The 25,722-nt window shown below is 67.1% G+C and carries 30 protein-coding genes; 16 read left to right on the forward strand and 14 right to left on the reverse strand.

Features of this window, described 5'->3' with window-relative positions:
- Nucleotides 1-360 precede the first annotated feature (360 nt).
- Nucleotides 361-1,095 carry an N-acetylmuramidase family protein gene (locus AC5JDC_RS05540; RefSeq protein WP_495839867.1) on the reverse strand — a complete coding sequence of 245 codons (735 nt, stop codon included), beginning with the start codon at nucleotides 1,093-1,095 and terminating at the stop codon, nucleotides 361-363.
- Nucleotides 1,096-1,267: 172 nt separating this feature from the next.
- Between AC5JDC_RS05540 and trhO the strand changes: the two genes are divergently transcribed.
- Together trhO and AC5JDC_RS05550 are read left to right on the forward strand one after the other, a co-directional pair.
- Complete coding sequence (gene trhO, locus AC5JDC_RS05545) at nucleotides 1,268-2,197, forward strand: oxygen-dependent tRNA uridine(34) hydroxylase TrhO (protein WP_495839869.1); 930 nt, start codon at nucleotides 1,268-1,270, stop codon at nucleotides 2,195-2,197.
- Nucleotides 2,198-2,305: 108 nt separating this feature from the next.
- Complete coding sequence (locus tag AC5JDC_RS05550) at nucleotides 2,306-3,073, forward strand: tellurite resistance TerB family protein (RefSeq protein WP_495839871.1); 768 nt, start codon at nucleotides 2,306-2,308, stop codon at nucleotides 3,071-3,073.
- On the opposite strand, the gene AC5JDC_RS05555 is transcribed toward AC5JDC_RS05550, so the two are convergent.
- Complete coding sequence (locus AC5JDC_RS05555) at nucleotides 3,057-3,725, reverse strand: TetR/AcrR family transcriptional regulator (RefSeq protein ID WP_495839872.1); 669 nt, start codon at nucleotides 3,723-3,725, stop codon at nucleotides 3,057-3,059. The genes AC5JDC_RS05550 and AC5JDC_RS05555 overlap by 17 nt on opposite strands.
- 143 nt (nucleotides 3,726-3,868) lie before the next feature.
- Between AC5JDC_RS05555 and AC5JDC_RS05560 the strand changes: the two genes are divergently transcribed.
- From AC5JDC_RS05560 to AC5JDC_RS05585, 6 genes are all read left to right on the forward strand, one after another.
- Nucleotides 3,869-4,297, forward strand: coding sequence for an ABA4-like family protein (locus tag AC5JDC_RS05560; RefSeq protein WP_495839874.1), 429 nt, complete (start codon nucleotides 3,869-3,871; stop codon nucleotides 4,295-4,297).
- A 16-nt stretch (nucleotides 4,298-4,313) separates the two neighbouring features.
- Nucleotides 4,314-5,162 carry a hypothetical protein gene (locus AC5JDC_RS05565; protein WP_495839876.1) on the forward strand — a complete coding sequence of 283 codons (849 nt, stop codon included), beginning with the start codon at nucleotides 4,314-4,316 and terminating at the stop codon, nucleotides 5,160-5,162.
- A gap of 189 nt (nucleotides 5,163-5,351) precedes the next feature.
- Entirely contained in the window at nucleotides 5,352-6,107 is a 756-nt protein-coding gene (locus AC5JDC_RS05570) for an SDR family oxidoreductase (RefSeq protein WP_495839878.1), read from the forward strand.
- A gap of 66 nt (nucleotides 6,108-6,173) precedes the next feature.
- Nucleotides 6,174-7,058, forward strand: coding sequence for a bifunctional helix-turn-helix transcriptional regulator/GNAT family N-acetyltransferase (locus AC5JDC_RS05575; RefSeq protein ID WP_495839880.1), 885 nt, complete (start codon nucleotides 6,174-6,176; stop codon nucleotides 7,056-7,058).
- 110 nt (nucleotides 7,059-7,168) lie between these two features.
- Nucleotides 7,169-7,450 carry a hypothetical protein gene (locus tag AC5JDC_RS05580; RefSeq protein ID WP_495839882.1) on the forward strand — a complete coding sequence of 94 codons (282 nt, stop codon included), beginning with the start codon at nucleotides 7,169-7,171 and terminating at the stop codon, nucleotides 7,448-7,450.
- Nucleotides 7,451-8,014 (forward strand): type II toxin-antitoxin system VapC family toxin, encoded by a 564-nt coding sequence (locus AC5JDC_RS05585; RefSeq protein ID WP_495839884.1) that lies wholly within the window; start codon nucleotides 7,451-7,453, stop codon nucleotides 8,012-8,014. It abuts the gene before it with no gap.
- Nucleotides 8,015-8,029: 15 nt separating this feature from the next.
- On the opposite strand, the gene AC5JDC_RS05590 is transcribed toward AC5JDC_RS05585, so the two are convergent.
- On the reverse strand, nucleotides 8,030-9,229 hold the full coding sequence (locus tag AC5JDC_RS05590; RefSeq protein WP_495839886.1) for a pyridoxal phosphate-dependent aminotransferase: 1,200 nt from the start codon (nucleotides 9,227-9,229) through the stop codon (nucleotides 8,030-8,032).
- A gap of 84 nt (nucleotides 9,230-9,313) precedes the next feature.
- Here AC5JDC_RS05590 and AC5JDC_RS05595 point away from each other — a divergent pair, with 84 nt between their 5' ends.
- From AC5JDC_RS05595 to AC5JDC_RS05620, 6 genes are all read left to right on the forward strand, one after another.
- Nucleotides 9,314-9,997: a GNAT family N-acetyltransferase gene (locus AC5JDC_RS05595; RefSeq protein WP_495839888.1), complete on the forward strand. Its 684-nt coding sequence runs from the start codon at nucleotides 9,314-9,316 to the stop codon at nucleotides 9,995-9,997.
- 4 nt (nucleotides 9,998-10,001) lie between these two features.
- On the forward strand, nucleotides 10,002-10,943 hold the full coding sequence (locus AC5JDC_RS05600) for a cation diffusion facilitator family transporter (protein ID WP_495839890.1): 942 nt from the start codon (nucleotides 10,002-10,004) through the stop codon (nucleotides 10,941-10,943).
- A 105-nt stretch (nucleotides 10,944-11,048) separates the two neighbouring features.
- Entirely contained in the window at nucleotides 11,049-11,354 is a 306-nt protein-coding gene (locus AC5JDC_RS05605) for a hypothetical protein (RefSeq protein WP_106771430.1), read from the forward strand.
- A gap of 161 nt (nucleotides 11,355-11,515) precedes the next feature.
- Nucleotides 11,516-12,274 carry an SDR family oxidoreductase gene (locus tag AC5JDC_RS05610; protein WP_106771429.1) on the forward strand — a complete coding sequence of 253 codons (759 nt, stop codon included), beginning with the start codon at nucleotides 11,516-11,518 and terminating at the stop codon, nucleotides 12,272-12,274.
- Nucleotides 12,271-12,477, forward strand: coding sequence for a hypothetical protein (locus AC5JDC_RS05615; RefSeq protein WP_495840048.1), 207 nt, complete (start codon nucleotides 12,271-12,273; stop codon nucleotides 12,475-12,477). Before AC5JDC_RS05610 ends, AC5JDC_RS05615 begins: the two co-directional genes overlap by 4 nt.
- A 190-nt stretch (nucleotides 12,478-12,667) precedes the next feature.
- Nucleotides 12,668-13,495, forward strand: a complete 828-nt coding sequence (locus AC5JDC_RS05620; protein WP_495839893.1) for a hypothetical protein — start codon at nucleotides 12,668-12,670, stop codon at nucleotides 13,493-13,495.
- 128 nt (nucleotides 13,496-13,623) lie between these two features.
- On the opposite strand, the gene AC5JDC_RS05625 is transcribed toward AC5JDC_RS05620, so the two are convergent.
- The 4 genes from AC5JDC_RS05625 to AC5JDC_RS05640 all read right to left on the reverse strand — a co-directional run bounded on the left by AC5JDC_RS05625 (nucleotide 13,624) and on the right by AC5JDC_RS05640 (nucleotide 17,904).
- Nucleotides 13,624-14,745: a nickel/cobalt transporter gene (locus AC5JDC_RS05625; protein ID WP_495839895.1), complete on the reverse strand. Its 1,122-nt coding sequence runs from the start codon at nucleotides 14,743-14,745 to the stop codon at nucleotides 13,624-13,626.
- A gap of 115 nt (nucleotides 14,746-14,860) precedes the next feature.
- On the reverse strand, nucleotides 14,861-15,526 hold the full coding sequence (locus AC5JDC_RS05630; RefSeq protein WP_106771426.1) for a DUF1007 family protein: 666 nt from the start codon (nucleotides 15,524-15,526) through the stop codon (nucleotides 14,861-14,863).
- A 105-nt stretch (nucleotides 15,527-15,631) separates the two neighbouring features.
- On the reverse strand, nucleotides 15,632-16,531 hold the full coding sequence (locus tag AC5JDC_RS05635) for a LysR family transcriptional regulator (RefSeq protein ID WP_495839897.1): 900 nt from the start codon (nucleotides 16,529-16,531) through the stop codon (nucleotides 15,632-15,634).
- Between the two features lie 179 nt (nucleotides 16,532-16,710).
- Nucleotides 16,711-17,904 (reverse strand): amidase, encoded by a 1,194-nt coding sequence (locus AC5JDC_RS05640; RefSeq protein ID WP_495839899.1) that lies wholly within the window; start codon nucleotides 17,902-17,904, stop codon nucleotides 16,711-16,713.
- A gap of 543 nt (nucleotides 17,905-18,447) precedes the next feature.
- Between AC5JDC_RS05640 and odc2 the strand changes: the two genes are divergently transcribed.
- Nucleotides 18,448-19,581 carry an ornithine/lysine decarboxylase gene (odc2, locus tag AC5JDC_RS05645; protein ID WP_495839901.1) on the forward strand — a complete coding sequence of 378 codons (1,134 nt, stop codon included), beginning with the start codon at nucleotides 18,448-18,450 and terminating at the stop codon, nucleotides 19,579-19,581.
- Nucleotides 19,582-19,683: 102 nt separating this feature from the next.
- A complete protein-coding gene (locus AC5JDC_RS05650; protein WP_495839903.1) occupies nucleotides 19,684-20,370 on the forward strand; it encodes a GNAT family N-acetyltransferase in 687 nt (228 codons plus the stop codon).
- A gap of 52 nt (nucleotides 20,371-20,422) precedes the next feature.
- On the opposite strand, the gene AC5JDC_RS05655 is transcribed toward AC5JDC_RS05650, so the two are convergent.
- The 7 genes from AC5JDC_RS05655 to flhA all read right to left on the reverse strand — a co-directional run bounded on the left by AC5JDC_RS05655 (nucleotide 20,423) and on the right by flhA (nucleotide 25,661).
- Nucleotides 20,423-20,704 (reverse strand): SCP2 sterol-binding domain-containing protein, encoded by a 282-nt coding sequence (locus tag AC5JDC_RS05655; RefSeq protein ID WP_495839905.1) that lies wholly within the window; start codon nucleotides 20,702-20,704, stop codon nucleotides 20,423-20,425.
- Nucleotides 20,705-20,843: 139 nt separating this feature from the next.
- The gene (locus AC5JDC_RS05660; protein ID WP_495839907.1) at nucleotides 20,844-21,398 is read right to left on the reverse strand and encodes a hypothetical protein; all 555 of its coding nucleotides are present in this window, start codon (nucleotides 21,396-21,398) and stop codon (nucleotides 20,844-20,846) included.
- On the reverse strand, nucleotides 21,395-21,802 hold the full coding sequence (locus tag AC5JDC_RS05665; RefSeq protein WP_495839909.1) for a hypothetical protein: 408 nt from the start codon (nucleotides 21,800-21,802) through the stop codon (nucleotides 21,395-21,397). Before AC5JDC_RS05665 ends, AC5JDC_RS05660 begins: the two co-directional genes overlap by 4 nt.
- Nucleotides 21,803-21,820: 18 nt before the next feature.
- Entirely contained in the window at nucleotides 21,821-22,375 is a 555-nt protein-coding gene (locus tag AC5JDC_RS05670; protein WP_106771420.1) for a rod-binding protein, read from the reverse strand.
- Between the two features lie 56 nt (nucleotides 22,376-22,431).
- On the reverse strand, nucleotides 22,432-22,821 hold the full coding sequence (locus AC5JDC_RS05675; protein WP_495839911.1) for a hypothetical protein: 390 nt from the start codon (nucleotides 22,819-22,821) through the stop codon (nucleotides 22,432-22,434).
- A gap of 3 nt (nucleotides 22,822-22,824) precedes the next feature.
- A complete protein-coding gene (gene fliR / locus AC5JDC_RS05680) occupies nucleotides 22,825-23,577 on the reverse strand; it encodes a flagellar biosynthetic protein FliR (protein WP_495839913.1) in 753 nt (250 codons plus the stop codon).
- Nucleotides 23,574-25,661, reverse strand: coding sequence for a flagellar biosynthesis protein FlhA (gene flhA / locus AC5JDC_RS05685; RefSeq protein WP_106771534.1), 2,088 nt, complete (start codon nucleotides 25,659-25,661; stop codon nucleotides 23,574-23,576). The genes fliR and flhA overlap by 4 nt, the downstream gene beginning before the upstream one ends.
- Nucleotides 25,662-25,722: the final 61 nt, after the last annotated feature.

Below are 25,722 nucleotides of genomic sequence, written 5' to 3' on the forward strand. Positions count from 1 at the left end.
GTCGGCACTCTGGATTCCGGGTTCCGCTGCGCGGCCCCGGAATGACGACGCAGAGCTGTTTGCCGCTCCGATACAACTCATATGCGATAGCCCTGCCCGATCGACGGGTTATCGCATTCACCCATCTCGGATTGGGTGTTGCTCGCGTACTGTCCAGACGCAGCCGATGACGAAAATCTCTTCCGCGATGCCGGTGAGACCAGTTCAAATGTGTGAATCCGATAGCGATCGACTGCGGAGAGGAAACGCCAATCGCCAAAAACGAATCCTCGCCCTCATGGAGTGGGGAGAGGTGCCGAGCGAAGCGAGGCGGCGAGGGGGTCGAAAGGCACCTCGATACCCCGAGTTCGAGCCCGGACGCTACCTGGCCGCCGCTGCGATCCATCCGCGCATCCGCTGCAGGAACCGGCCGAGCGCGCTCTTGTTCCCCGCGGCTTCGGCCGGCTTTGCAGCGATCGGCGCCTTCGTCGAAGCCGTCAGCGGCGGCGCGTCCGCGCTCTTGCCGGCCTGCATGGCGGCATGGCGCCGGTAGGCCGCGGCGATCTTCGCATGGTAGCCGTGCCGGCGGTAGTCCGGGCCGTTGTAGCCGCGGGCGAAGGCATGCCAGTCGCGACCGGCAAGCGCCGGCTTCAGCCCCGCCTTGTCGATGTAGCGCGCCATCAGCCGCACCTGGCCGGCGACGCCGGCACGCGCTTCCGCCGCCATCGCCTCGACGCCGGCATAACCGAGCCAGGCCCAGTGCGCGCCCATCACCTGCCCGAGCCCCCACGACACGGATTCATAGGCAGCCTTGCGGTCGATGGCGGCGGCGCGGGCCAGCAGCTTCCAGCGCGCCGCCTGGGTGCTCGGGTTGGCGACGGCTCCGGCAAGCGGCGAGGCGAGGCCCTGGCCGCGGGCCGCTGACCGCTTCTCCGGCGTCAGCCGGCGGTCGAAATAATGCCCCTCGAAGCGGATCAGCGGCTCCTTCCTGCCGTCGACGACGGCAAACGCCTTGCCGCCGCTCTCCACTTCCGCCACGGCGAGCAGCGCCGCCGGCTCTATGCCGATCCCGGCGGCCACGGCGGCGATTTCCGAAATGCTTTCCTGTGTGAACATGCGCTCCGGCTCCTTCATCTCGCCGGATTTTGAGCGCGAAGCGGGAGAAGGGGACAAATTCGCGACGGTTTTCGGTGTGAATTCGCGGCTGGACGCCGCCTTTTCGACCCGAACTCCGCGTAATTGCTGCTCTTCTTGCAATATCGGAACGGAGGCGTTAGGCGCTGCCGCAATGGATCTATCCCCTTTCCAGCCGGAATTCCGCGTCGCGGCGCTCTACCGCTTCTGCCGCCTCGACGACCACGAGAGCCTGCGCGCGCCGCTTGCCGCCTTCTGCTGCGGGCAAGGCATCAAGGGCACGCTGCTGCTCGCGTCCGAGGGCATCAACGGCACGGTGGCCGGCCGCCCGGAGGCGATTTCCGCGCTCATCGAGCGGCTGGAGGCCATCCCGCAATTGTCCGGCCTGGACGTAAAATACAGTTCAGCCCGCGAGATGCCGTTCCACCGCATGAAGGTCCGCCTGAAGCGCGAGATCGTGACGATGGGCGTCGACGGCATCGATCCGACGGCCAGCGCCGGCACCCATGTCGAGCCGTCCGGCTGGAACGCGCTGATAGCCGACCCCGACACGGTGGTGATCGACACCCGCAACGACTACGAGGTCCGGCTCGGCAGCTTCGCCGGCGCCGTCGATCCGCAAACCCGCAGTTTTCGCGACTTTCCCGCCTGGGCGCGGCAGCATCGGGAAGAGCTGAACGGGCGCAAGGTGGCGATGTTCTGCACCGGCGGCATACGCTGCGAGAAGGCCACCGCCTATGTGAAGTCGCTCGGCGTCGACCAGGTGTTCCACCTCAAGGGCGGCATCCTGAAATATCTCGAGGACGTGCCCGAAGGCGAAAGCCTGTGGCGCGGCGAATGTTTCGTCTTCGACGAGCGCGTCGCCGTCACGCACGGGCTGGCGGAGGGCGAGGCGGAGCTCTGCCGCGCCTGTCGCATGCCGGTCACGCCGGAAGAGCGCAAATCGCCGAAATTCCGCGAAGGCATCTCCTGCGAGCGCTGCCACGACCTGCGAACCGACGAGGATCGCGCCCGCTATGCCGAGCGGCAGCGGCAGGTGGAGCGGGCCGAGGCGCTCGGACTGCCGATGCCCATCGGCGGCTGACGCGGCCGCTTGCCAGCGGCGGGCCGTCATTGCATTGTCGCCGGCGGCTGCCTAAGTCTGGCGGACGGGAACGTCCCGCACGGCGGGACCAGCGAAGCGGAGGCCTTCATGTTCGATCCCAAGAAGCTGCTCGACGACCTGCTTGGCTCGCAGGTGCCGGGTACCAAGACTTCGGTGCGCGACGGCGCCGGCAAGGCGGCGCAGATGGCCAAGGACAATCCGCTGGCCGCCGGCGCGCTGGTCGCTGTGCTGCTCGGCACCAAGACCGGCCGGTCGGTGACCGGCAAGGCGGCGACGATCGGCGGTCTCGCGGCGATCGGCGGGCTCGCCTACCAGGCCTACAAGAACTACCAGGCCGGCAAGCAGCCGGCGGAGACGCCGCAGTCGCAGCCCGAGCTGCTGCCGCCGCCGTCCGACACCGGCTTCCACCCGGCCAACGCGCCGCAGGGCGACGCCGAGTTCGCGCTGACGCTGATCCGCGCCATGATCGCCGCCGCCAAGGCCGACGGCCATGTCGATGACGAGGAGCGCGGCAAGATCGCCGGCAAGCTGCGCCTGGCCGGTATCGATGCCGAAGCCGAACAATTCCTGATGGCCGAGCTGGACGCGCCGCTCGATCTGGACACGTTGACCGCCGCGGCCAGGACCGAGGAGCAGAAGGTCGAACTTTATACGGCCTCGCGGCTGGCGATCGAGCCGGACTCGCGCGCCGAGCGCGGCTATCTCGACCTGCTCGCCGGGCGGCTCGGCCTGCCCGACGCGCTCGTCGACCATGTCGAGGCGACGGTGTCCGCCGCCAAGGCGCCGCAGACCGTGCCGGTCGGGGAGGCCCAGACCGCTTCCGCCCCGAATCCGAACGTCAACCCGCGCTGGTAGGCTGCGAACTATCCGGCGGCGCGGCCGGCGCCGCCGTCCCCCCGGGCACGATGTGGTCGATCACCCTCAGGATCGCGCCTTCGAGGTCGCCCTCCAGATCCTGCTTGAGGAAGCCCAGGCGGCCGGCGATCAACAGCTCGGCCAGCCCATGGACCAGCGCCCATGCGGCGGCGATGTCGGCGCGGCCGTCCGGCGTCGCCAGGGGGTCCTCGTCGCGCAGCGCCGCTATGTCGTCCACCAGGAGCCGGAAGGCGTCCGACGCCGGCTTGGACAACTCGGCGGCGGCGTAGTCGGGCCGTTTCGAGCCGAACATCAGGCCGAACAGAGCGGGGCTGGCGAGCGCGAACTCCACATAGCCGAGGCCCAGGGCGACGAACTGCGCCCGCGGGGTCTTTTCCGCCTTCTCCTGCCGATCCTTCATGCTGCGGTAGAAACGGTTGGCCGCGACCGCCGCCAGCGCCGTCAGAAGATCGCGGGTGTCGCGGAAATGATGCGCCGGGGCCGCGTGCGAGACACCGGCCCGTTTCGCCGCGCCGCGCAGGGTGAAACCCTCGATGCCCTTGTCCACCAGTTCTTGCTCGGCCGCCGCCAGCAGTGCCTCGCGAAGATCGCCGTGGTGATAGCGGGGCCGCCGCCCCTTCTTGTCCGCCATGTGCCCATCCTGCTTCGAACTGCCCCTTAGCATCGGCTTGCCTCGGCCTCAATCTTGACGGCGTAAAAATTAACTTGACGGCGTAAAGATCATTTGCCATCCTTCATCTTGCCAGTGTCAAGTTTATGAGCCGGAAAGCAGCCATGTCGCCCGACGCCCTGTTCCAGATCGCCAACATGACGGCCCTGTCCGGCTGGGCCGTTCTGCTTGGCAGCCCGTTCTTTCCGGCCGCTGCCGACCGGGTGTCGGGGCTCGCCGTCCCGCTCCTGCTGGCGGTCGCCTATACCGGACTGATCCTCGCCTTCTGGACGCAAGGCGAGGGCGGCTTCGACAGCCTCGATAACGTCGCGCGTCTGTTCGAGTCCCGGCAGCTGCTGCTGGCCGGCTGGATCCACTATCTCGCCTTCGACCTGTTCGTCGGCGCCTGGATCGTGCGGGTGGCGCGGCGCGAGGCGGTTCCGTTCCTGCTCGTCCTGCCTTGCCTCGGCCTCACCTTCCTGTTCGGCCCTGCCGGGTTCTTGACCTTCACCGCGATACGCGGAGCGCGCAAAGGTCGCGCCGCGGTCGCCTGAAACACGCGAGAAATCCATGACCGCTCTTGCTGTCGCCGAAAGAGCCGCCCCTGTTTTCAGGCCAGGCCGCCTGCCGCAATCGCTGCGCACCGCCGAGCCGGGCTTCTTCGGCTGTGCCGTCGCGTTGCTGTTCGCGGCGACGCCGCTGGCATTCGCCGCGGGGATCGAGGCGCGAACCTTCCTCGGCATCAATGTCTGGATCAAGCCGCTGAAGTTCGAGCTGGCGCTGATCGTCTACCTGCTCACGCTCGCTCTTTTCGCGCACTGGCTGCCGGCGGGCACGACCGGCCGGCGCTGGTACCGCGCCTATCGCTTGGCGGTAATCGCGGCGATCGTCGCGGAGATGGTCTGGATCGGCGGAGCGGCGATGCTGGGAACGGCCTCCCATTTCAACCGGACTCCCATCGGCATCGTGATCTATTCAGCCATGGGGCTCGGCGCGATTCTGCTCACCACGCCGACGGCCGTCTATGCATGGCTGATCGCCCGCAATCCCGCGACCGGGCTCGCGCCGGCGCTGAAGAGTTCCGTCGTGATCGGCCTCGGCCTCGTGCTGCCGCTCACGCTTGCGACCGCCGGCACGATGTCGTCCCTCGCTGCGCACGCCGTCGGCGGGGCAGGGACGGATGCCGGAGGGTTGCCGCTGATGGGCTGGGCGCGCGACGGCGGCGACCTGAGGGTGGCGCATTTCTTCGCCACCCATGCCCTGCATTTCATTCCCGCCTTCGGCCTTTTGTCGGCGGCCTTGTTCGGAGGTGCGAACCGCCTGCCGGTCCGGCTCTTCGCCACGATCTATGCCGGCTTCGTCATCTGGGTTTTCGCCGAGGCGCTTCCCGGCCGGCCTTTCCTGCCGTGGATCGGTTAGAGGCTGGGCACGGCGGCCCGCGTTAACTTTTCGTTAACCCTTGAAGCGCATCATTTTAGTAGTCGGATCCGCTCTCCTCCTCCTCCCAAGCGGTTCAGATCGGGCGGTCGCCAATGGCCGCCCTTTTTGTCGACCGGCTTGCCTCCCCGCCAGCGATCTGCAATGCCACCTCCGACAGGAGGACAGATCATGCACAACGGCAAGACAGCAATCGTCACTGGCGCGGGCACCGGCGTGGGCAGGGCCGTCGCCACCACGCTGCTCGGGAAGGGCTGGAACACGGTGTTCTGCGGCCGCAGACAGGCGGTGCTCGACGAGGCCGTGGCCGCGGCCGGACAGACGGAGGCGCGCGCGCTTGCCGTCTCCTGCGACGTCACCAGGGAAGATCAGGTGGATGCGCTGTTCAGGACGGCGGTCGACACATTCGGCCGCGTCGACCTGCTCTTCAACAATGCCGGATCGAGCTACAAGTCGACGCCGATCGACGAGATCCCTGTCTCGGTGTGGAACGACATCGTCGGCGTGAACCTGACCGGTTCGTTCCTGTGCGCCCGCGCCGCCTTCGGCGTCATGCGGCGGCAGTCGCCGATGGGCGGCCGCATCATCAACAACGGCTCCGTTTCCGCCTACGCGCCGCGGCCGGGCTCGGTGCCCTACACCGCCACCAAGCACGCCATCACCGGCCTCACCAAGACGCTGGCGCTGGACGGCCGGCCCTTCGACATCGCCTGCGGCCAGATCGACATCGGCAACGCGCTGACCGAGATGGCGCAGGCGATGACGGTCGGCGTGCCGCAGGCCAACGGTACCATCGCCGCCGAGGCGGTGATGGACGTGCAGCGCGTCGCCGACGCCGTGCTGCACATGGCCAGCCTGCCGCTCGACGCCAATGTGCTGTTCATGACGGTGATGGCGACCAAGATGCCGTTCGTCGGGCGGGGATAGCATGTCGGGACCTTTCGTCCCATCGCCCCACTTGCGGCCCGCGAATTATCTGACTAAAGTCAGGTAATGGATGAAAAGCTTATCGAACAGGTGCGCAGCTTCAACCGCACGGTGACGCAGCGCGTCGGCGCGCTCGACGACAGCTACCTCGCGCGCGGCCGGCCGCTCGGCGAGGCGCGGCTGATCTTCGAAGCGGGCAGCACGGACGGAGCCGATATCCGCGTCCTGCGCGAACGCCTCGGCCTCGATTCCGGCTATCTCAGCCGGCTGCTGCGCGCGCTCGAAGGGCAGGGGCTGGTCGAGGTCCGCCGCAAGGCGGACGACGGCCGGGCGCGCGAGGTGCACCTGACCGAGACGGGTCGCGCCGAATTCCGGGCTTACGACGCGCTCTCCGACGACCTCGCCGTTTCGATCCTGAAGCCTCTGGGCGAGCCCGAGCGCCGGCGCCTCGTCGCCGCGATGGCGGAGGTGGAGCGCCTGATGCGCCCGCCGGCCGTCGAGGTCGCCCTCGAGGCTCCGGACAGCGCCGACGCGCGCCGCTGCCTCGACAGCTATTATGCCGAGTTGGCGCGGCGCTTCGACACCGGCTTCGACGCCGAGGCCGGCGGCAGCTTCGACACCGCCGACATGGTGCCGCCGCACGGCTACCTCGTGCTGGCGCGGCTCGACGGCGCGGCTGTCGGCTGCGGCGCGCTGAAGCGGCTGAGCGACGATGTCGGCGAGATCAAGCGCGTCTGGTGCGGCTCCGCCATGCGGGGCAAGGGCGTGGCGACCGGGATCATGGACAGGCTGGAGGCCATCGCCCGTGAGCTAGGCTTCAAGACCTTGCGACTCGACACCAACCGCACGCTGACGGAGGCGCACACGCTCTACCGAAAGCTCGGCTATCGCGAGATCGGGCGCTACAACGACAATCCCTACGCCCACCACTGGTTCGAGAAGCGGCTGTAGGGGTCGCGCACTCCGGGGCCGACGGACGCGACGCAATCCCCTGGATGGATGATCGTCGCGCTTTGTGCTATGTCTGACGAAATCGAAGATCGTTCAACAAGGCGGCAGCCATGCCAAAGTTGGCCAAGAAATCCAGCGAGAGCGGACAGCCCCGGCTCCGGGCGGTGATGCAGGCGGCCGAGAAATCCGGGCTGCTGGGCGAAAAGAGCGCGCGGCTCAGCGGCCGTATCAGCCCCGCCTTGATCGAACGGGCCAAGCAGCGGACCGGCATCGAGGCCGACACCGACCTGATCGAGTTCGCGCTGGCCAATGTCGCGCTCGACGACGAGTTTGCAAAAACCTTCAGAAATGCTCGCGGCACGGTGGACCCGGCCCTGAAGCTCGGCTTCTGATTGCCCGACTTCGATTTCGACGCCACCCTGCGGTGGGCGCGCTTCGCGCCCCGCAAGACTCTTTCCCGCCAATCCGGCGATGAATTGCCTTTTCTCGACAACGCCAGCGCGGGCCAGGCACTGCTTCTCGATACCTGCGTCTATATCGATGGCTTGCAGGGGCGAACTCCCGACGCCGTTGCGGACCTGCTCGACCTGCGTATCGTCAATCATTCCGCGGTCGCCGTTCAGGAACTCATGCACTCTGTCGGCGCTCTCGATCCCCGGCATCCGGGAAGCAAGGTGGCCATCGACCGGATAGGCGGCCTGATCAAGGCGATGCCGCCGCACCGGGTCTTTGCTCCCGATACGGACATGCTCGCAAAGGGCGCAATGCTCTCTGGAATTCTGTGCCGGCTCCAGGGTTATGCAGCCGACGATCGATACCGCGCCCTGCACGATTGCGTTCTGTTCGTGCAAGCGCAGAAGCTTGGTCTGACCGTGCTCACCGCGAATGTCGGCGACTTCGATCTTCTGCTTCAGATGCTCCCTGCCGGCAGGGCCATCTTCTATCGGCCCCTCTGATCGGAAGAGGGCGGCTTACGAGGCCCGCGGGTTTTGCCCGAGGAACTTTTCCACCCGCTCCAGCGCCCGCGAAATGTTCTCTTCCGAATTGGCGTAGGACAGCCGGATGTAACCCTCGCCGAGGATGCCGAAATCCGGGCCGCCGATCAGCGCCACGCCGGTCTCCTCCAGCAGCGCCGAGGCGAGCTTCTTCGCCTTCCAGCCGGTCTCGGAAATATTGGGGAAGGCGTAGAAGGCGCCCTTCGGCGTGATGCAGGAGACGCCGGGCAGTCTGTTCAGCCCCTCGACGACCAGCTTCCTGCGCCGGTCGAAGGCCTTCATCATCGCGTCCACCGCATCCTGCGGGCCGTCGATCGCGGCGATGCCGGCATGCTGCGCCGGCGCGTTGACGCAGGACCAGCAGTTGACCGCCAGCTTGCGCACCTTGTCGTAGAGCCGCCCGCCTTGCTCGCTGTTCGGCCAGATCGACCAGCCGAGCCGCCAGCCGGTCATCGCCCAGGTCTTCGACCAGCCGTTGAGCACGATCAGCCGCTCCCGCAGTTCGGGGAACTGCAGCAGCGAGCAGTGCTGTTCGCCGTCATAGGTCATGACGTCGTAGATCTCGTCCGACAGGATGGCGACGTCGGGGTGCCTCTCCAGCCCCTTGACCAGCTTCTCGATCTCGGCGCGCGGCGTGACGCCGCCGGTCGGGTTGGCCGGCGAGTTGAGGATCAGGAGCCGCGTCCTCGGCGTGATCAGCGCCAGCGTCTCCTCGGCCGAGAAGGCAAAACCGTTCTCCTCGCGGATCGGCACCGGCACCGGCGTCGCGCCGGTGAACTCGATCATCGAGCGGTAGATGGGGAAGCCGGGATCGGGATAGAGGATCTCCGCGCCCGGCTCGCCGAACATGACGATCGCCGCATACATGGTCGGCTTGCCGCCCGGCAGGATCATGATGGTGTCCGGCGAGACCTCGACGCCGGTGGTCGTCAAGGTGCGCCGCGCCACCGCTTCGCGCGTCGCCAGCAGACCGGTCGCCGGGGTGTAGCCGTGATGGCCGTCGCGCAGCGCTTGAATAGCCGCCTCGACGATGTGATCCGGCGTGCGGAAATCCGGCTGGCCGATGCCGAGATTGATGATGTCCTTGCCCTCGGCGGCGAGTGCGGTGGCGCGGGCGAGCACGGCGAAGGCGTTTTCCTCGCCGATGCGGTCGAAGGCGGCAATCGTTTGGAGCATTCCCGTATCCCATCTGGTGCTGTAAGGCTTTTTCCGCTTTTGAGATGGTCGGACGAGCAAAGTCAAAGGAAATGGAGCGCTGCGGTGTCCGACGACCTGAAAAACTGGACCGCCCGCCCGCGCCCCGGGCGCATTGTGCTCGAAGGCCGCTATGTCAGGCTGGAGCCGCTCGATGCCGCCCGCCACGGCGACGGCCTTTTCGAGGCTTCCTCCGTCGCCGATGCCGACGGCCGCTTCCGCTGGCTGCCCGACCTTCCGCCCGCCGATCGTCCGGCTTTCCAGCCCTGGTTGGACAAGGCGGTTGCCAGCGAGGACCCGCTGTTCTTCGCGGTGATCGACAAGGCGAGCGGAAGAATCGCCGGGCGGCAGACGCTGATGCGCATCGACCCGGCCAACGGCGTGATCGAGATCGGCAACATCTATTGGGGGCCGCTGGTCTCGCGCAAGCCGGCGGCGACGGAGGCGCAGTTCCTGTTCCTGCGCTACATATTCGACGAGCTCGGCTACCGCCGCTACGAATGGAAATGCAACAACCGCAACGAACCGTCGAAGCGGGCCGCCGAACGTTTCGGCTTCCGGTTCGAGGGCCTGTTCCGCCAGCATCTGGTGGTGAAGGGTGAAAACCGCGACACGGCGTGGTATTCGATCATCGACACGGAATGGCCGGCGCTGAAGCGTGCCTACGAGGCCTGGCTCGACCCGGCGAATTTCGACCGGGCCGGCAATCAGAAGAAACGGCTCGAGGAGTTGCGGGCCGCGGGAGCCTGAAACCATGAGCCATGCCCATCCGCACCACGATCACCAGGGGGCGGCCGGGCATCACGACCATTCCCACGACCTGCGCGGCGCCGACAAGACGCGCGTGCTGATCGCGGCGCTGCTCACCGGCGGCTTCATGGTGGCGGAGGCGATCGGCGGCCTGGTCACCGGCTCGCTGGCGCTGCTGGCGGATGCCGGCCACATGCTCACCGATTCGATCGCGCTGTGGCTGGCCTGGTATGCCTTCCACCTTGCCGACCGGCCGGCGACGGCGCGCCACACCTACGGGCTCGGCCGGGTCAAGACGCTGGTCGCCTACACCAACGGCGTCACCATCTTCGCCATCGCGCTGTGGATCGTCTACGAGGCGGTGGTGCGCTTCTTCGATCCGGGGCCGGTGCTCGGCGGCCCGATGCTGGTGGTGGCGCTGGCGGGGCTGGCCGTCAACATCGCCGGCTTCCTCATCCTGCGCGGCGGCAACCGCGAAAGCCTCAACATGCGCGGCGCCATCCTGCATGTGCTGGGCGACCTGCTCGGCTCGGTCGCGGCCATCGCCGCCGCGCTTGTGATCCTGGCGACGGGCTGGACGCCGATCGACCCGATCCTGTCGGTGCTGGTGGCCGTGCTCATCCTGTCGACCGCCTGGTCGCTGATGCGCCAGGCCGCGCATGTCCTGCTCGAAGGCGTTCCGGAAAACCTCGACCGCGACGGCATCGCCGGCGACCTGTCGGCGCATGTCGAGGGCGTGCGGGAGATCCACCACATGCACGTGTGGTCGCTCGACGGCGAGAAGACCATGGCGACGCTGCATGCCTGCCTGCTTGACGGTACCGATCCGCATGGCGCGGTGAGCGCCATCAAGGCGCGGCTTGCGGCAAAGCACGGAATAGACCATGCCACGGTCGAGCCGGAATTCGGCGCCTGCGCCGACCAGTCGCTGACACACGGGCACTGACGCGCCGCCTCCGGGCAGCCGGTTCCGCGTGAAACGTGCTCGCCTTTCCTTGACAACCAGCCCTTGCCCAAATGATCTTGCGCAAACGCATCGTGGAGGAATTTCATGCATCGGCCCCTGTTCGCGTGCCTGGCTCTGGCGCTGAGCCTTGTCGCGCCGGTAACGCTTCCAACACCCGCTCATGCGGTCACGATCGACATCACTATTGGCACCAGCCTCAATAGAGGCCGTGCTGTCACTTGCAGGGGAGGCGAGCGAATCCTGCGCAATCGCGGCTTCCGCGACATTCGTCGGGTGGATTGCCGCGGGCGGTTTTTGATCTATCGCGCTTGGCGCGGCGGCAACCGGTTCGAAATCGCCGTGAGCGCGCATAACGGCCGTGTCGTCGACGTGCGCCGCATCAGAAGGTGACGTTTTCCGCGGAATTCCCCGCAAACCGGTGATGTAACCGGACCCGGCCAAGGTGGACCGACGAGGTGCGGTTCGTAGCCTAATTCTTTGTTCAATCTTACGATCTCTGAGAGCTCGCGACGTCTGGGGATCAGGTTCCGAGTCCAGTTCGAGGACGACAAATGGGCGGACGGCTGAAAGGCAAGATCGCGGTGGTGACCGCGGCGGGGCAGGGCATCGGCCGAGCCATCGCCGAGGCGTTCCTCGCCGAAGGGGCGACCGTCCATGCCTCCGACGTCGCCCGCGACAAGCTGGACGGTCTCGCGAAGGCGAAGAAGGCGAAGCTGGACGTGCTGTCGACCAAGGCGGTCGAGGCCTATGCCGCCAAGGTCGGACCCGTCGACATCCTGGTCAACGTCGCCGGCTATGTGCATCACGGCACGGTGCTCGACACCAGCGAGAAGGACTGGGATTTTTCCTTCGACCTCAACGTGAAATCCATGCATCGCACCATCAGGGCGTTCCTGCCGGGCATGCTGGAGCGCGCCAGGGCGAGCGGCGGGACGTCGTCGATCGTCAACATCGCGTCCGGCGCCTCCTCTGTGCGCGGCATCCCCAACCGCTACGCCTACGGCGCCAGCAAGGCTGCGGTGATCGGCCTCACCAAATCGGTGGCGGCGGATTTCATCCGGCAGGGTATACGCTGCAATGCAATCGCGCCCGGCACCTTCCGCTCGCCCTCCTGGGAGGGACGCGTCGAGGAATTGGGCAAGAGCTGGGGCAGCAAGGAGAAGGCGTTGGAGATGTTTGTGCAGCGGCAGCCGATGGGTCGCGTCGCCGACGCCGCCGAGATCGCGCCGATCGTCGTCTATCTGGCCTCCGACGAAGCCGCCTTCACCACCGGCACGGTGATGAAGGTGGACGGCGGCTTCTCGCTCTGATGGACCCCGAGACGCGCAACGCGGCGCTGGCCGCCTTCGTCATCATGCTGGCCTTCGGCCTCGGCGCCTTCTACCTGCCGACCGTCATGCTGGCGCTCGGCGACTATTCGACGCTGGCCGCCGCCCTGTTCGGCATCCTGTTCGTCGCCGCCTTCTTCCTGGTGTTCTGGCTGCGCGGGCGAAGCCAGCGCCGGGACGAGTAGGAAGGTTGGACGGGCGGCACGCAGCCGCTGCTCCCGGAATCCCCTGAGGGATGGGGGATAGACTCACATGTGATCCCCCTGCGCTACCGTTGCTCCTTGTCAGCATCCGTCAGGATTATTTTCCGTCATTTTACCCCCGCCCCTCCCGGCCCGAGCGATAATCTCGCCGCCTGTTTGAAAGGAGGCGGCGGTGGACTGGGATGCGGCAATCGAGAAGAATCGCGAAGCGCTGAAGCGCATCCTCGCCATGCTCGTCGCCATGGCCGGCCTGGAACTCGAGGAACTCAGGGGACAGTTTACTTTCTTTCGGCAGAAGGGCACAGCCGCTTCAAGGTTTTCGCGGGCCGAAAAAAGTAAACTGTCCCCGGCGCTCACGCCGGCACTTGCCCCCGCGCTCTTCCTGCCACGCCGCCTCCACCGCGCCATCCTGCGGCTTCTGCGTCCCGCCGAAGCAGCGGTGCGGCGCCTCATCGTCGTGGCAGCACGTGGCCTCATCGTCGCCTTGCCTCCGCCCCGGCAGAAACCGCAGCCAAAATTCCGCCCCGGGGCCGGCCCCGTCCGCATGCCGGCGCGGCCGAAAATCCGCGCCCGTCGCGCGACCCTGCCTCTGCTCGACGCGCTGCGGCCCTGGAGCCATCGTCGCTACGGGCCGCAGACCTGCGGCGTGCCGCGCATCTGCGTTCCCGGTTACAGCGAGCCGTTCCGCATCCCCGCCTGGTCGCCGAAAGACCCGATCGACGCGAGGCGGCTGGATGCGCGACTTGCAGCGCTGGTTTTCGCGCTCGACGATCTTCCCGGCCAGGCAAGACGCTTCGCCCGCTGGAAGGCCCGGCGCGACGCCGCCTTCGCGCGCGAGCGGGAAACCGGCGAGCCACGCCGGTTCGGCCGCCACTCGCCGCTGAAGCCCGGCCGGCCGCCGGGCTGGCGGCGCAGAAAACCCGTTCATGAGGTCCACGAGGTGCTGGATGTCCTGCACGGACTTGCCTTCGAGGCGCTGCAACGCCCCGACACGTCGTGACGGGGTCTTCGCCGGACGCGACGAGCGAAAGAATTGACAGCCCCGCGGATTTTGCGCGGCGTGGCGACGATCCGTGCTGTCGGCGAATGCCGCCGCCTATCGAAGGGCGAAGCCGATCAGGCCGCAGCTCATGCGTTGAGGCTGGCGCCGAGCAGCGCCAGGCCGAGCAGGAACACCAGCGCGGCGCCGGCGATCTCGATCGTGGCATGCACGCGGTTGCCGACGCGGCCGTCGCCGGCGAACGCCACCGCCCAGTTCTTCGCCGTCACCGCCAGCGTGGCCAGGAGGGAGACGGTGATCGCCGTGCCGACCGCCATGGCGAGCACCGAGAGCATGCCGCCCATCCACAGGCCGTTGAGGAAGGCGAAGGACAGCACGATCAGCGCGCCGGTGCAGGGCCGCAGGCCGACGGCCGCGACCGCCGACCAGGCGGTGCGCCAGTCGAAGCGGTCGCCGGAGATCATCGCCGGATCGGGCGCATGCGCGTGGCCGCAGGTCTCGCAGACCTCGCCCGGTGCGTGCGCATGGCCGTGATGATGCGAGTGGGCAGCGTGGTCGTGATGATGCGCATGGGCGCCGTGCCCATGATCGTCATGCGCATGGGCGTGCCCATGATGGTGGTCATGCCCCGCATGCGAATGGCCGTGGCCGTGCGCGTGCGCGGCCGACAGGCTGTAGGCGGGGTTGTGGCCGAACAGGCCGGCGAGCCGCGGACCGGCCTTCTTCCACAAGAGCCAGGCGCCGAACAGCGTGATCAGCGCGTAGCTCGCGACCTCCAGGAACCAGGTGGCGTTGGTCATCGAGATGGCGGTGCCGCGCAGCACCAGGAACACCATCGTCATCAGCACGATCGCCGTCAGCGCCTGCAGGAAGGCCGAGACGAAGGACAGCATGACGCCGCGCCGCAATGCCACCTCGTTGGCCAGCATGTAGGAGGAGATCACCGCCTTGCCGTGGCCGGGGCCGGCGGCATGGAAGACGCCGTAGGCGAAGGACAGGCCGACCAGGATCCAGAGCTGGCCGCCGTCCTGGCGCATCGCCTTCAGCGCGCCGGTGAGCGCCCGGTAAAAACCCTGCTGCTGGACGTTGATCCAGTTCATCAGGCCTGCGAACATGCCGGTCGAGGGCACCATCGCCTCGTTGGTGCCGATACCCAGCGAACTCTGCGCGTGGGCATGGCCGAGGAAATGCGTCGCCACATAGGTGAAGGCGAGAAGGGCGAAGACCACCCTGACGGTCCATTTCTTCATGTCCGCTCCTGCTGGAGCGGGATGCGATCACGATGGATCGGCGTCCCGCTCTATCTCTTTGTTCCGTCGCATGATCCTCGTCCGAAAAGCCTGCGACTCCTCGGGATGATCATGCTCAGCCGCTAGCCTGGCAGGTGAGTTCCAGCTTGGTGGCGAAGATCTTGCTCATGTCCGTGCCGGTCGGATCGTTGAAGAAGGCATCGGTCAGCGTCGACTGGTTCTGGGCGATCGCCTCGTCCGGGTCGGGGCGGATGACGCTGCGCTTGCAGTCGGCCGGCAGGGCCACCACCGACATGTTGTCGTCCTCGGTGAAGTCGATCGCGGTGTAGAAGGTCGGGTCATAGACGCCGAAATCCACCTTGCCGGCGAGCGTGAGCGGCTGTTTCGGCGTGGATTCGAACAGGATGATGAGCTGCTCGCCCTCGAAGCTGGCGATCAGCTTCGGCGGCGGCTGCATCTCGACATCCTTGCCGTCGAGGGTGACGATCTGGAAATATTTGTACTCGGCGAGCGAGGAATAGACCGTGTCGGCGACGTCCTGCAACTCGGCGTCGTCCAGCTGGAGGTCGCCGTTCTTGTCGAACTCCATCAGCACGGTCGAGGAGAACAGGTCGTCGAAGCGCCAGAGATGGCGCAGCGACTTGACCGTGCGGTCGGGATTGACCACCACGTCCAGCCGCGCTTCGGCGAAGACGTGCGGATGCACCAGCGCCGGCGCGCTCGAGGCGGCGAGGAACGCAGCCGCGGCCGTTAGCCTTGCGAATTGGCGGAAAAGTCTCATCCTCGGTCCGGGGCTGATTTGCGATCCCCGAGGATTACCAGAATCGGGGCGAAAATGGGACCGGATACAGGGTGAGATTGACGCAGGGATGCGCGGCGGCTCCGCTCAAGCCGCCCCGTTCTTCCTGAACCACTGCACCAGGAAATCGACGAACACGCGCACCTTCGCCGGCAGATAGCGGCGGTGCGGGTAGACGGCGAAGATGCCGCCGCCGCGCGGGATGCGGTCGTCGAGCACCGAGATCAGCCGGCCCGCCGCGATGTCGGGCTCGGCGATGAAGTCGGGCAGCACGGCCCAGCCGAGGCCGGAGACGGCCGCGGCGCGCGCCGCCGCCGGGCTGTTGACCTCGATGCGGCCGGTGACCGAGACCGTGAAGGTCTCGCCGCTCTCGCCGACGAAGGGCCAGTTCGACAGCCAGCGGCCGTTGGTGTCGATGACGCAGGGGCGGCTCGCCAGATCCTGCGGCCGCTCCGGCATGCCGTATTTCTCGATCACTTCGGGCGAGGCGCAGAGCCTTATCGAGAAGGGCGACAGCCGGCGGGCGATCAGCGAGGAGCTTTCCAGCCGGGTGATGCGGATGGCGAGGTCGAACCCCTCCTCGACCAGGTCGACGAAGCGGTCGTCGAGCTGGATCTCCAGCACGATCTCCGGATGCGCCTTGGCGAAGTCGATCAGCGATTGGCCGATCGGCGCATCGGCGAAGGTGCGCGGCGCCGACAGTTTTATGCGGCCGCGCACGTCGCCGGAGGATTCGCGCACGGCGTCGGCAAGGCTGTCGATCTCGCGCACGATCTCGGAGGCGCGCTTGTAATAGGTATGGCCGGCCTCGGTCAGTGAGAACTGGCGGGTGGTGCGGTTGAGCAGCAGCGCGCCGAGTTCGTCCTCCAGCTCGCGCACATATTTCGACAGCAGCGCCTTGGAACGGCCGATCTTGCGCGCCGCGGCGGAAAAGCCTTCGGCCTCGACCACGTCGAGGAAGGCGCGCATGCGGGTCAGCGTATCCATTCAGGCGTACCCAAGTGAAGGAATGCACGGCCCCCCTCCACCACGCTGCGCGTGGTCCCCCTCCCCCGCTTCGCAGGGGAGGAACTGGCGGCGAGGCCGGCACGCCCTTGATCCTCCCCCGTTTCCGGGGGAGGGGGACCACGCGCAGCGTGGTGGAGGGGGTGTGCTCGTTGGTGACATCACTCTGCTCTCAACCCCGCAAGAATCTTCCGCCCCAGCCGGATCAGCCCGATGTCGCTGTCCCTGGGGCCGACAATCGACAGGCCGAGCGGCGCGCCGTGGATGCGTCCCAGCGGCAGCGTGATCTGCGGCAGGCCAGCCAGCCCGGCGAGGCAGAGCAGGTGCAGCGCCCGCTCGCGATAGGCCTGCAGCTCCTCCGGCGTCGCGTTCTTGAGGGGCGCGGCGCCGGGCACCGTCGGCAGCACCAGCACCGTGCCGTCGGCAAGCAGCGCATCCATCTCGGCGCGGAACGTCTGCCTGCGCTCGCGCTCCGCCTGGACGGTGGCTTCGCCGATCGTCTCGCCATAGCGGAACCGTTCGCGCGTTCCGGCGCCCAGCGTATTCTCATGCGCGGTGATCCAGGCGCCGTGCGCCTGCCAGGCCTCGTAGGCCTGCAGATTGCGGAAGCAGGAATAGAGTTCATCCGGCGATGCGGAGAAGGGCAGGGCGCTCAGCTTTTCGACATGCAGCCCGACACGCTGCTTCATGCGTCCGTACTCTGCCGCCTCCGGCGGCCCGGCGAGCCAGGTCTCCAGGGGAGCCAGCGTCACGGCGCGCGTCAGGGGAGCGCGGTAGGCGTCGCGGCCCAGAAGAATCTTGCCGACTGCCTCGTAGATCTCGACGTCGGCGGCGAACCAGCCGACCGTGTCGAAAGAGGGCGCGAGCGGCATGGTGCCGTCGATCGCAATGCGGCCATGCGTGGTCCTCAGCCCGATCAGGCCGCAGAAGCTCGCGGGCGCGCGCACCGAGCCGCCGGTGTCGGAGCCGAGCGCGATGTCGGCCAGCCCGCCGGCTACCGCGGCGGCCGATCCGCAGGACGAGCCGCCGGTGTAGCGGTCGGGCGCCGCCGGATTGATCGGCAGCGGAAAGTGCACGTTCTGGCCGAACAGCGAGAAGGCGAGTTCGTCGGTGACGGTCTTGCCGACGAGACGCGCACCCGAATCGACCAGCGCCCGCACGCAGGACGCATGGCGGTCGGCAACCAGCGCTTGCGCCAGCTTCTGCGGGTTGCCGCAGCCGGTGCGATGGGCGGCGACGTCGAATATGTCCTTAACCGCCAGCCGCAGGCCCGCCAGCGTGCCGGATTCCGCAGCCGGAGCTAGAGGTCGCGTCCTCTCCACGAAGGCATGAAACGTATCGGCAGCGACGGTCATCGTTCACCAAATCAGGCTGGTTCGCCCAGCATTGTTCGATGTGCCGTTATTTGCAAGCGGGATGCATTTTTTCGTTGATTGTGACAGCCAAGATTCCTATATCGCGCTTGCCCAAAGTCGCACGTGCCTGTGGGCGTCCCCCGACCCTCGGAATGGCGAGATGTCGGGACGGTACCCGGGAGGTAACGAGCCCGGTCGGTTCAGCGGCCAACCGCCGATCCGAGGACGTCTTGAAGCAACGACGGTGCGGGCCTTTCTGGTCTCTGTCGGCAGTCCAACGCCGACAATTACTGAAGAGGCACACCTTCATTGCCGGCAGTGCGGACGGGTCTCCCATCCAAGCCAAGGCAGACAAAGCGAGCGCGGACCGCAAGGTCTCAGCAAGCCGACGCGCGTGACGCGTTTTCGTGGTTCCGGGGTCTCCACCGGCTGGCGCCACGAGAAGACGTCTCGCCCCTTTGTCCACCGCGGATGAACGCCCAGAGGGCGGTCCGCACCTTGCAATGAAGCGTGGGACAGCACCCGCGCGACTGGAGAGATCCGATGGCCACGCAGCGCATCCTCGATTTCCTCGCGACCCGACGTCCGAACGGGCCTTGCCTCGTCGTCGACCTCGACGTCGTGCGCGACAACTTCCGCGCCTTCGAGAAGGCGCTGCCTGATTCCAGGATCTACTACGCGGTGAAGGCAAACCCGGCGCCGGAGATCCTGCGCCTGCTTGCCGCGATGGGCTCGTCCTTCGACACCGCGTCCGTTGCCGAAGTCGAGATGGCCATGGACGCGGGCGCGCCCGCCGACCGCATCTCCTTCGGCAACACCATCAAGAAGGAGCGCGACATTCTTCGCGCCTATGAGCTCGGCATCCGCCTGTTCGCGGTGGACTGCGTCGAGGAGGTCGAGAAGATCGCCCGCGCCGCCCCCGGCAGCCGCGTGTTCTGCCGCGTGCTGACCGACGGCGAGGGCGCCGAGTGGCCGCTGTCGCGCAAGTTCGGCTGCGTGCCGGCGATGGCGGTCGACGTGCTGCGCTGCGCCAAGGCGCTCGGGCTCGACGCCTATGGCGTGTCCTTCCATGTTGGCTCGCAGCAGTGCGACCTGACGGCGTGGGACCGCGCGCTGGGCGACGCCAAGCGCGTCTTCGAGACGCTGGCCGAGGAGGGCATCGTGCTGAAGATGGTCAACATGGGCGGCGGCTTCCCGACCCGCTATCTCAAGGACGTGCCGGCGGCGCAGGCTTATGGCCAGGCGATCTTCGCGGCGCTGCGCAAGCATTTCGGCAACCGCATCCCGGAGACCATCATCGAGCCGGGCCGCGGCATGGTCGGCAATGCCGGCGTCATCAAGTCGGAAGTCGTGCTGATCTCGAAGAAGGCCGACAATGACAATGTGCGCTGGGTCTATCTCGACATCGGCAAGTTCGGCGGTCTCGCCGAGACGATGGACGAGGCGATCCGCTACCCGATCGTGACCGCGCGGGACGAGGATGAGAAGTCTCCGTGCGTGCTCGCCGGCCCGACCTGCGATTCGGCCGACGTGCTCTACGAGAAGACGCCGTACCCGCTGCCGCTGTCGCTGACCATTGGCGACGACGTGCTGATCGAGGGCACCGGCGCCTACACGACCACCTATTCGGCGGTCGCCTTCAACGGCTTCGAGCCTCTCCGATCCTACGTGATCTGACGGGCTCACAGCCCCTCAGATCACTTCCCGATCGCCGGCGCCATCTCGCCGGCGACGGGTTCGCTTGTGGAACAGACCTCCGCTTGTGAAGGATTTTTCGAAGTGAATGCAGTCGATACCGATATTCCGAACTACACGATCGTCGCCGAGCAGGCCGTCGACGCCTTGGCACGCGAAGCGCTGCTCGACCGCGCCATGGGGCCGGGCCGCAGGCGCAAGTCGTCGGAGAAGCTGCGCCGCGGCCGCAGACCGTCGCAAGGCCTGGCGTTGGTGGCCAAGGACGAGAGAGGTCGCATCGTCGGCACGGTGCGGCTGTGGGATGTGGCGCTGGGAAGCTCCCCCCTCGAGGGGGAGATGGCCGCGAAGCGGCCAGAGGGGGTAGCCTCAGAAGGCACCGCCGGGGCGCCGAGCGCTGCCGCGGCAACCCGCACCGCCGCCTTCGGCGGCACCTCCCCCTCGAGGGGGGAGGGGGTGCTGTTGCTCGGCCCGCTGGCCGTCGATCCGTCGATGAAAGCCGCCGGCATCGGATCGGCTCTGATGCGGAACGCCATCGCCGAGGCGAAGCGGCTCGGCCACAAGGCGGTCCTGCTCGTCGGCGACCCGCTCTATTACGGCCGCTTCGGCTTCTCGGCGGAGAAGACGGGATCGCTGGCGATGCCGGGACCCTATGAGAAGCACCGCCTGCTGGCGCTTGAGCTCGTGCCCGGCGCGCTCGACGGCGCCGGCGGCGTGCTGCGCCCGGCCGGCCGGAAAGCCAACGCCGCCACGCGTCTGCCGCGGGCGGCGTGAGAGTAGGCAGTAGGATTGGGTTCCTACTGCCTACTGCCGATTGCCTACTGCCTCAAAGCAACTGACTCAGCGCCATGGCGACCGACATGTCGCCCTGGACCTTGATGCGCCCCGTCATGAAGGCCATGGTCGGGCTGAGGTCGCCGGAGAGCAGCGCCTCCAGATCGTCGAGCGTCAGCGAGATCGTGCAGTCGGTCGGGGCGTCGGCGGTCGAGATCGTCGTGCCGTCGATGACGATGACCCCGTCGCTTCCGGTGTCGAACTTCACGGACTTGCCGAAATCCGAGCTTTCGACCCGCGGCCGCAACTGTTCCACGATTTGCTGAACGCCCATTCCGTCCTCCTGGTTGTCGCGATCGGCCGGCCATGCCTGCCCAGGGCAGCCGCCGTGGTTCGGCGCATGGCTGTCAAACTGGCTGACGGTTACGTCATCGGCATGACGCCGGTCAACTGCCAGTCCGCCTGCCGCCGGGTCAATCGGCGGAAGCGGCCTCGTCCGGCGCGCCGGTGTCCTCGCGCTTTCCGAAGGTCACGACCTTGTCGCCGCCCGGCTTTCGCCGCTTCGCCGCGTTGGCGCGGATCTCGTCCTTGGTGAGATAGTCGACCTGCTCGATCAACACATCTTGAACGAGGTTCTGTCCGACGCGCTTGTTGATCCCGTCGCGGATGCCGGCGCGGAAAGCCTCGAGATCGAGCGTCTTCTGCTTCCGCAGGTCGAGGAGGGGACTGGAGTAGATGTAGGAATAGACGGCGTCGGTGATGAGCGCCTCGGCGGGCACCACCAGCTTGCGCAGTTCCGCCGGCTCGACCGTATAGACCAGGCGGGCGAGGAAGTAGCCGTGCACGACCGAGTCGCGGACCAGCGGCACGGAGATCACCTCCGTCTTGACGTAGTCGAGCCCGCCCATGATCGAGGCCGGGCGGGAGGCCGCATCGGCGGACTTCGCGCCGGCGGCCTGAAACGCGTAGAAGACCGCGCCGAGCGTCGCCAGGCAGATCCAGGCCGCGGCGAGGACGAATTTGATCACGTGCCGTATCCGAATTCAGAGGCCGAATAGGTGCCGTCGGCCTCGGCTTTGCGGATGACGTCGCGCATCAGTGTGGCAACCTCGTTGACGGCGCTGAGATGCGCCCGGATCGTCGCCTCGTTGCGCGCAAGCTTGTCGCGCAGCCGTGTCAGGCCGTCGCGATGCTCGGCGAGAGCCTCGGCTTCGCCGACGCCCTTCATGGCGCGGGTGAGTTCATAGAGATGGCGGCTCTTGCGCGCATTGGAGGAGGCCAGGTCGAAATCGCGGTCGCTCCGGAGCCCTGCGGTCTCGGCATCCACCGCCTCTTCGATGCGCGCGATGATGGTGGCCAGGTTGGCCGGGCGACCGGGCGAGCCGGCATCGTTGGCGCCGGTGCGCAGGGCGGGCGAGGGGTGATTGCTCATGGGTCGGTTTCCGTACGCTTACGATTGGCTGCTGCCGGGCGCGTCGTCGCGGCTGCCGGTCAGCGACTGCGCCGCCTTGCGCTGCAGGTCATGGACGAGCGCCGTCGACAGCGCCGACTGGCGGTCGCTTTCCGATTGTTCAGGCCCGTGCGAGACGGGACCGAGCGGCAGCCGCTTCTCGTTCTCGACATAGTGGTCGGCCAGCAGCCGCGAGGCGATGCCGATGCCGCCGCGCTCGGTCACGGCGTCGGCCATCTTCTCGGCCATCAACGACTTCCACATGTCGCCGGCCAGGCCCTTGCCGTACACCTGCTCGGCATCCTTGGGCAGCATGGTCTGGATGAAGGTCTTCAGCACGACGGCCTCGAAGCGCTTGAAGGCATCGGCCTGCGCCACCGGCTCGCCGCGCCGCGCCGTGCCGGACGCTTCCGCCAGCGAGAACGCGGCGTCCACGCCGGCCGGCGCCGCCGCGCCGGTCCGCTGCGCCAGCGCCGTGCGCGCGGCTTCGAGACCCGCCGGCTCGACCGCGCGGGCAACGTCGAGCACGATGTCGCTCGGTGGGGAAATCGCCAAGGGCAGGCTTCTCCGGTTGTCTGTGTCCACTGTGGACGCGAAAGCTTGTGGGAGCCTTACTTGCCGTCGTCGCCCGGTTTGCGTTCCAGTAACTCCAGCAATTCGCGCTCGGTGTTCGCGCGGTCGTCCAGTCGCGCCGCGTCGCGCCAGGCGCGCGCGACCATGTTGGTGCGGGCGGTGGCGGTGGCGATGCGCTGCGCCTCGGTCTCGGCCAGCCTGAGATTCGCCTGTGCCTTGCCCAGCGCCGTCGAGATGCGCCGGTTGTAGACCTCCGGGAAGAGGCCGGCGAGCGAGCCTTCCGCGTCGAAGCGGGCGGCGAGTTCCTGCGCGTCGGCGCTGGCGGCGGCGGCCGCGACGACATAGCCGGCATGGCGCGTCTCGTGCAGCGACTTCAACTGCTCCTGCACCACCACCAGCTTGCGCAGCCTTTCCCGGCGGCTGGTCATGCCTCACACTCCCAGGACCGTCGGCAGGAAACCGTCGGCGAACAGTCTGAGCATGGTCGCGACGGCGAAGTAGAAGAGGATGAGCCCGCCGGCGATCACCATCGGCAGTGAGATGAAGTAGACCGGTATCTGCGGCGTCAGCTTGTTGACGAAGCCTATGCTCAGGTTGACCAGGATGGCATAGGCGACGAACGGGCTGCCCAGCCGCAGGGCGATGAGGAAGGATTCGCCAAGGGTGTCGGTGACGTCGACCAGCGCCCGGCGCGGGTCGAAGAAGACATTGACCGGAGCGATCTCGTAGGATCGCACCAGCGCCCGGACGATGTCGTGGTGGAAATCGAAGACGAACAGGAGCAGCAGCGCGGACAGCGAGATGATGTCGCCCAGCGCGCTTTGCGGCTCGCCGCTTTCGATGCCCGGCGCCGCGCCGCCGCCGAGCCCGATCAGCATGGTGATGCCCGAGCCGACGAACTGCAGCGCCAGCATGTAGAGACGCGCCACCAGGCCGATCAGCCCCCCGGTCAGCAGTTCGGAGATCACCATGGGAACGAGGATCGCCGGCTCGCGGCTGGCGAAGGGCAGGATCTGGTCCCACAGATGCATGAGCAGCGCGCCCGTCGCGGCGATCGCGACGAACAGCCTGACCTGCATCGGCACGCGCGCGCTGGAAAGGCCCGGCATGATCATGAAGCAGCCGCCGATACGGCAGAAGGCGAGGAACGCCGCGACGACGACGCTTTCGGTCAGTCCGCTCACGATATGGTGCCGAGAATGCGGATCTCCACCCCCTTGGCGATCTCGACATGGCTGAGCACGGGCAGCGTGGTGAACAGGCGCTCGATGATCATGCGCACATAGGGGCGTGCGTCCGGCGCGGTGACGATGGCGAAGCGCTCGCCGGCCTCCATATGGGTGCGGATCGCCTTGGTCGCCTCCTGGCCGAATTCCTCGAGCTGGCGCGGATCGATGTCGAATTCGCGGATTTCGCCCTTGGCGTCGCGCTTGAGGGCCTGGTGGAAGGCGAGGTCCCAGCGGTTGCCGAGCCGCAGCACCTTGAGCACGCCGGCCTCCGACAGGTCGCCGCAGATCTGCTGGGCCATGCGCACCCGCACATGCTCGACGATCTGCTCGGTGCGGCGCACATGCGGCGCGATCTCGGCGATCGCCTCGATGATCAGATGCAGGTTGCGGATCGACACGCGCTCGGCGAGCAGCAGCTTCAGCACCGCCTGCAGGCCGGGATAGGAGATGTGCGAGGTGCAGATCTCGTCGGCGAGCTTCTTGTATTCCGCGTCCTGGCGCTCGAGCAGCGCCTTCATGTCCTTGTAGGAGAGAAGCTGCGGCAGGTTGTTGCGGATGACCTCGGAGAGATGTGTGAGCAGCACCGACATGTTGTCGGCATAGGCGTATTGCTCGCGCTTCAGATCCTCGGCGAACATCTCCGGCACCGAATAGGCGCGCATGCCGAAAGCCGGCTCGCGCACCTCCTCGCCGGGGATTTCCGGCACGTCGCGCTTGCCCAGCAGCACCATGAGCTCGCCGACGCGCATCTGGTGCTCGGCGACGACCGTACCGTGGATCTTGATCTGGTAGCTCTTGCTCTGCAGGGCCAGATCGTCGGTCAGCCTCACCTCGGGAACGACGAAGCCGTATTGCGAGGCGAACTTCTTGCGCATCTTGGCCATGCGGAAGGCGAGCTCCTGGTGCGAGACCAGCAGCTTGGTGGAGAGCTGCTTGCCGATCAGCAACTCGATCTCGGCGGTCCTCAGCGAGGCCTTGACCGAGTTCTTCTCCTCGTCCTCCTTGGCGACCGTTTCCTGCTGCGCGATCGCCGCCTCTTCCTCCATCCGGCGCCTGTGGCGGAGCGGGATGAGGTAGCCGATGGCCGCCATCGCGACGGCGAAGAAGAGGAACGGGAACATCGGCAGGCCGGGCATCAGCGCCAGCAGCACCAGCAGGCCGGCGGCGACATAGAGCGCGCGCGGATAGGCGCCGAGCTGGCCGAACACGGCCTGGTCGGCCGAGCCGCGGGTGCCGCCCTTGGAGACCAGCAGGCCGGCGGCGAGCGAGACGATGAGCGCCGGGATCTGGGTGACCAGGCCGTCGCCGACCGACAGTTTTATGAACACGTCGGACGCTTCCGCCATGCCCATGTCGTGACGGAAATAGCCGATGGCGATGCCGCCGACGATGTTGACGGCGGTGATGATCAGGCCGGCGATGGCGTCGCCGCGCACGAATTTGGAGGCGCCGTCCATGGAGCCGAAGAAGGAGCTTTCCTCTTCCAGCTCGCGGCGGCGCAACTGCGCGGTCTTGTCGTCGATGACCCCGGCCGAGAGGTCTGCGTCGATCGACATCTGCTTGCCCGGGATGGCGTCCAGCGTGAAGCGGGCGCCGACCTCGGCGATGCGCGTCGCGCCCTTGGTGATGACGATGAAATTGACGACGATCAGGATCAGGAAGACGATCAGGCCGATGACGAAGTCGCCGCTCATGACCAGTTGCGAGAAGCCGCTGATGATGTAGCCGGCCGCATGCGTTCCTTCGCTGCCATGCGACAGGATCATGCGGGTGGTCGCGATGTTGAGCGACAGCCGCAGCATGGTGGCGATCAGCAGGATCGTCGGGAAGGACGTGAAGTCGAGCGGCCGCTGGATCCACAATGCCACCATCAGGATCAGCACCGACAGCGCGATCGAGAAGGCCAGGCCGATGTCGATCAGGAAGGCCGGGATCGGCAGGAACAGCACCGCCAGGATGACGACGATGCCGAGCGCGAAGAAGATGTCGCGGCTGTTTCGCGCCGGCGTGCCCGCCGTCAGGGTGTCGGTGACTGCCATGCCGCCTTCCGCTTCGATCCGATGCCGGAGCATCGCCCGGCGGGATCAGGCTAGACGGTCA

It is taken from the genome of Kumtagia sp., assembly GCF_059502445.1.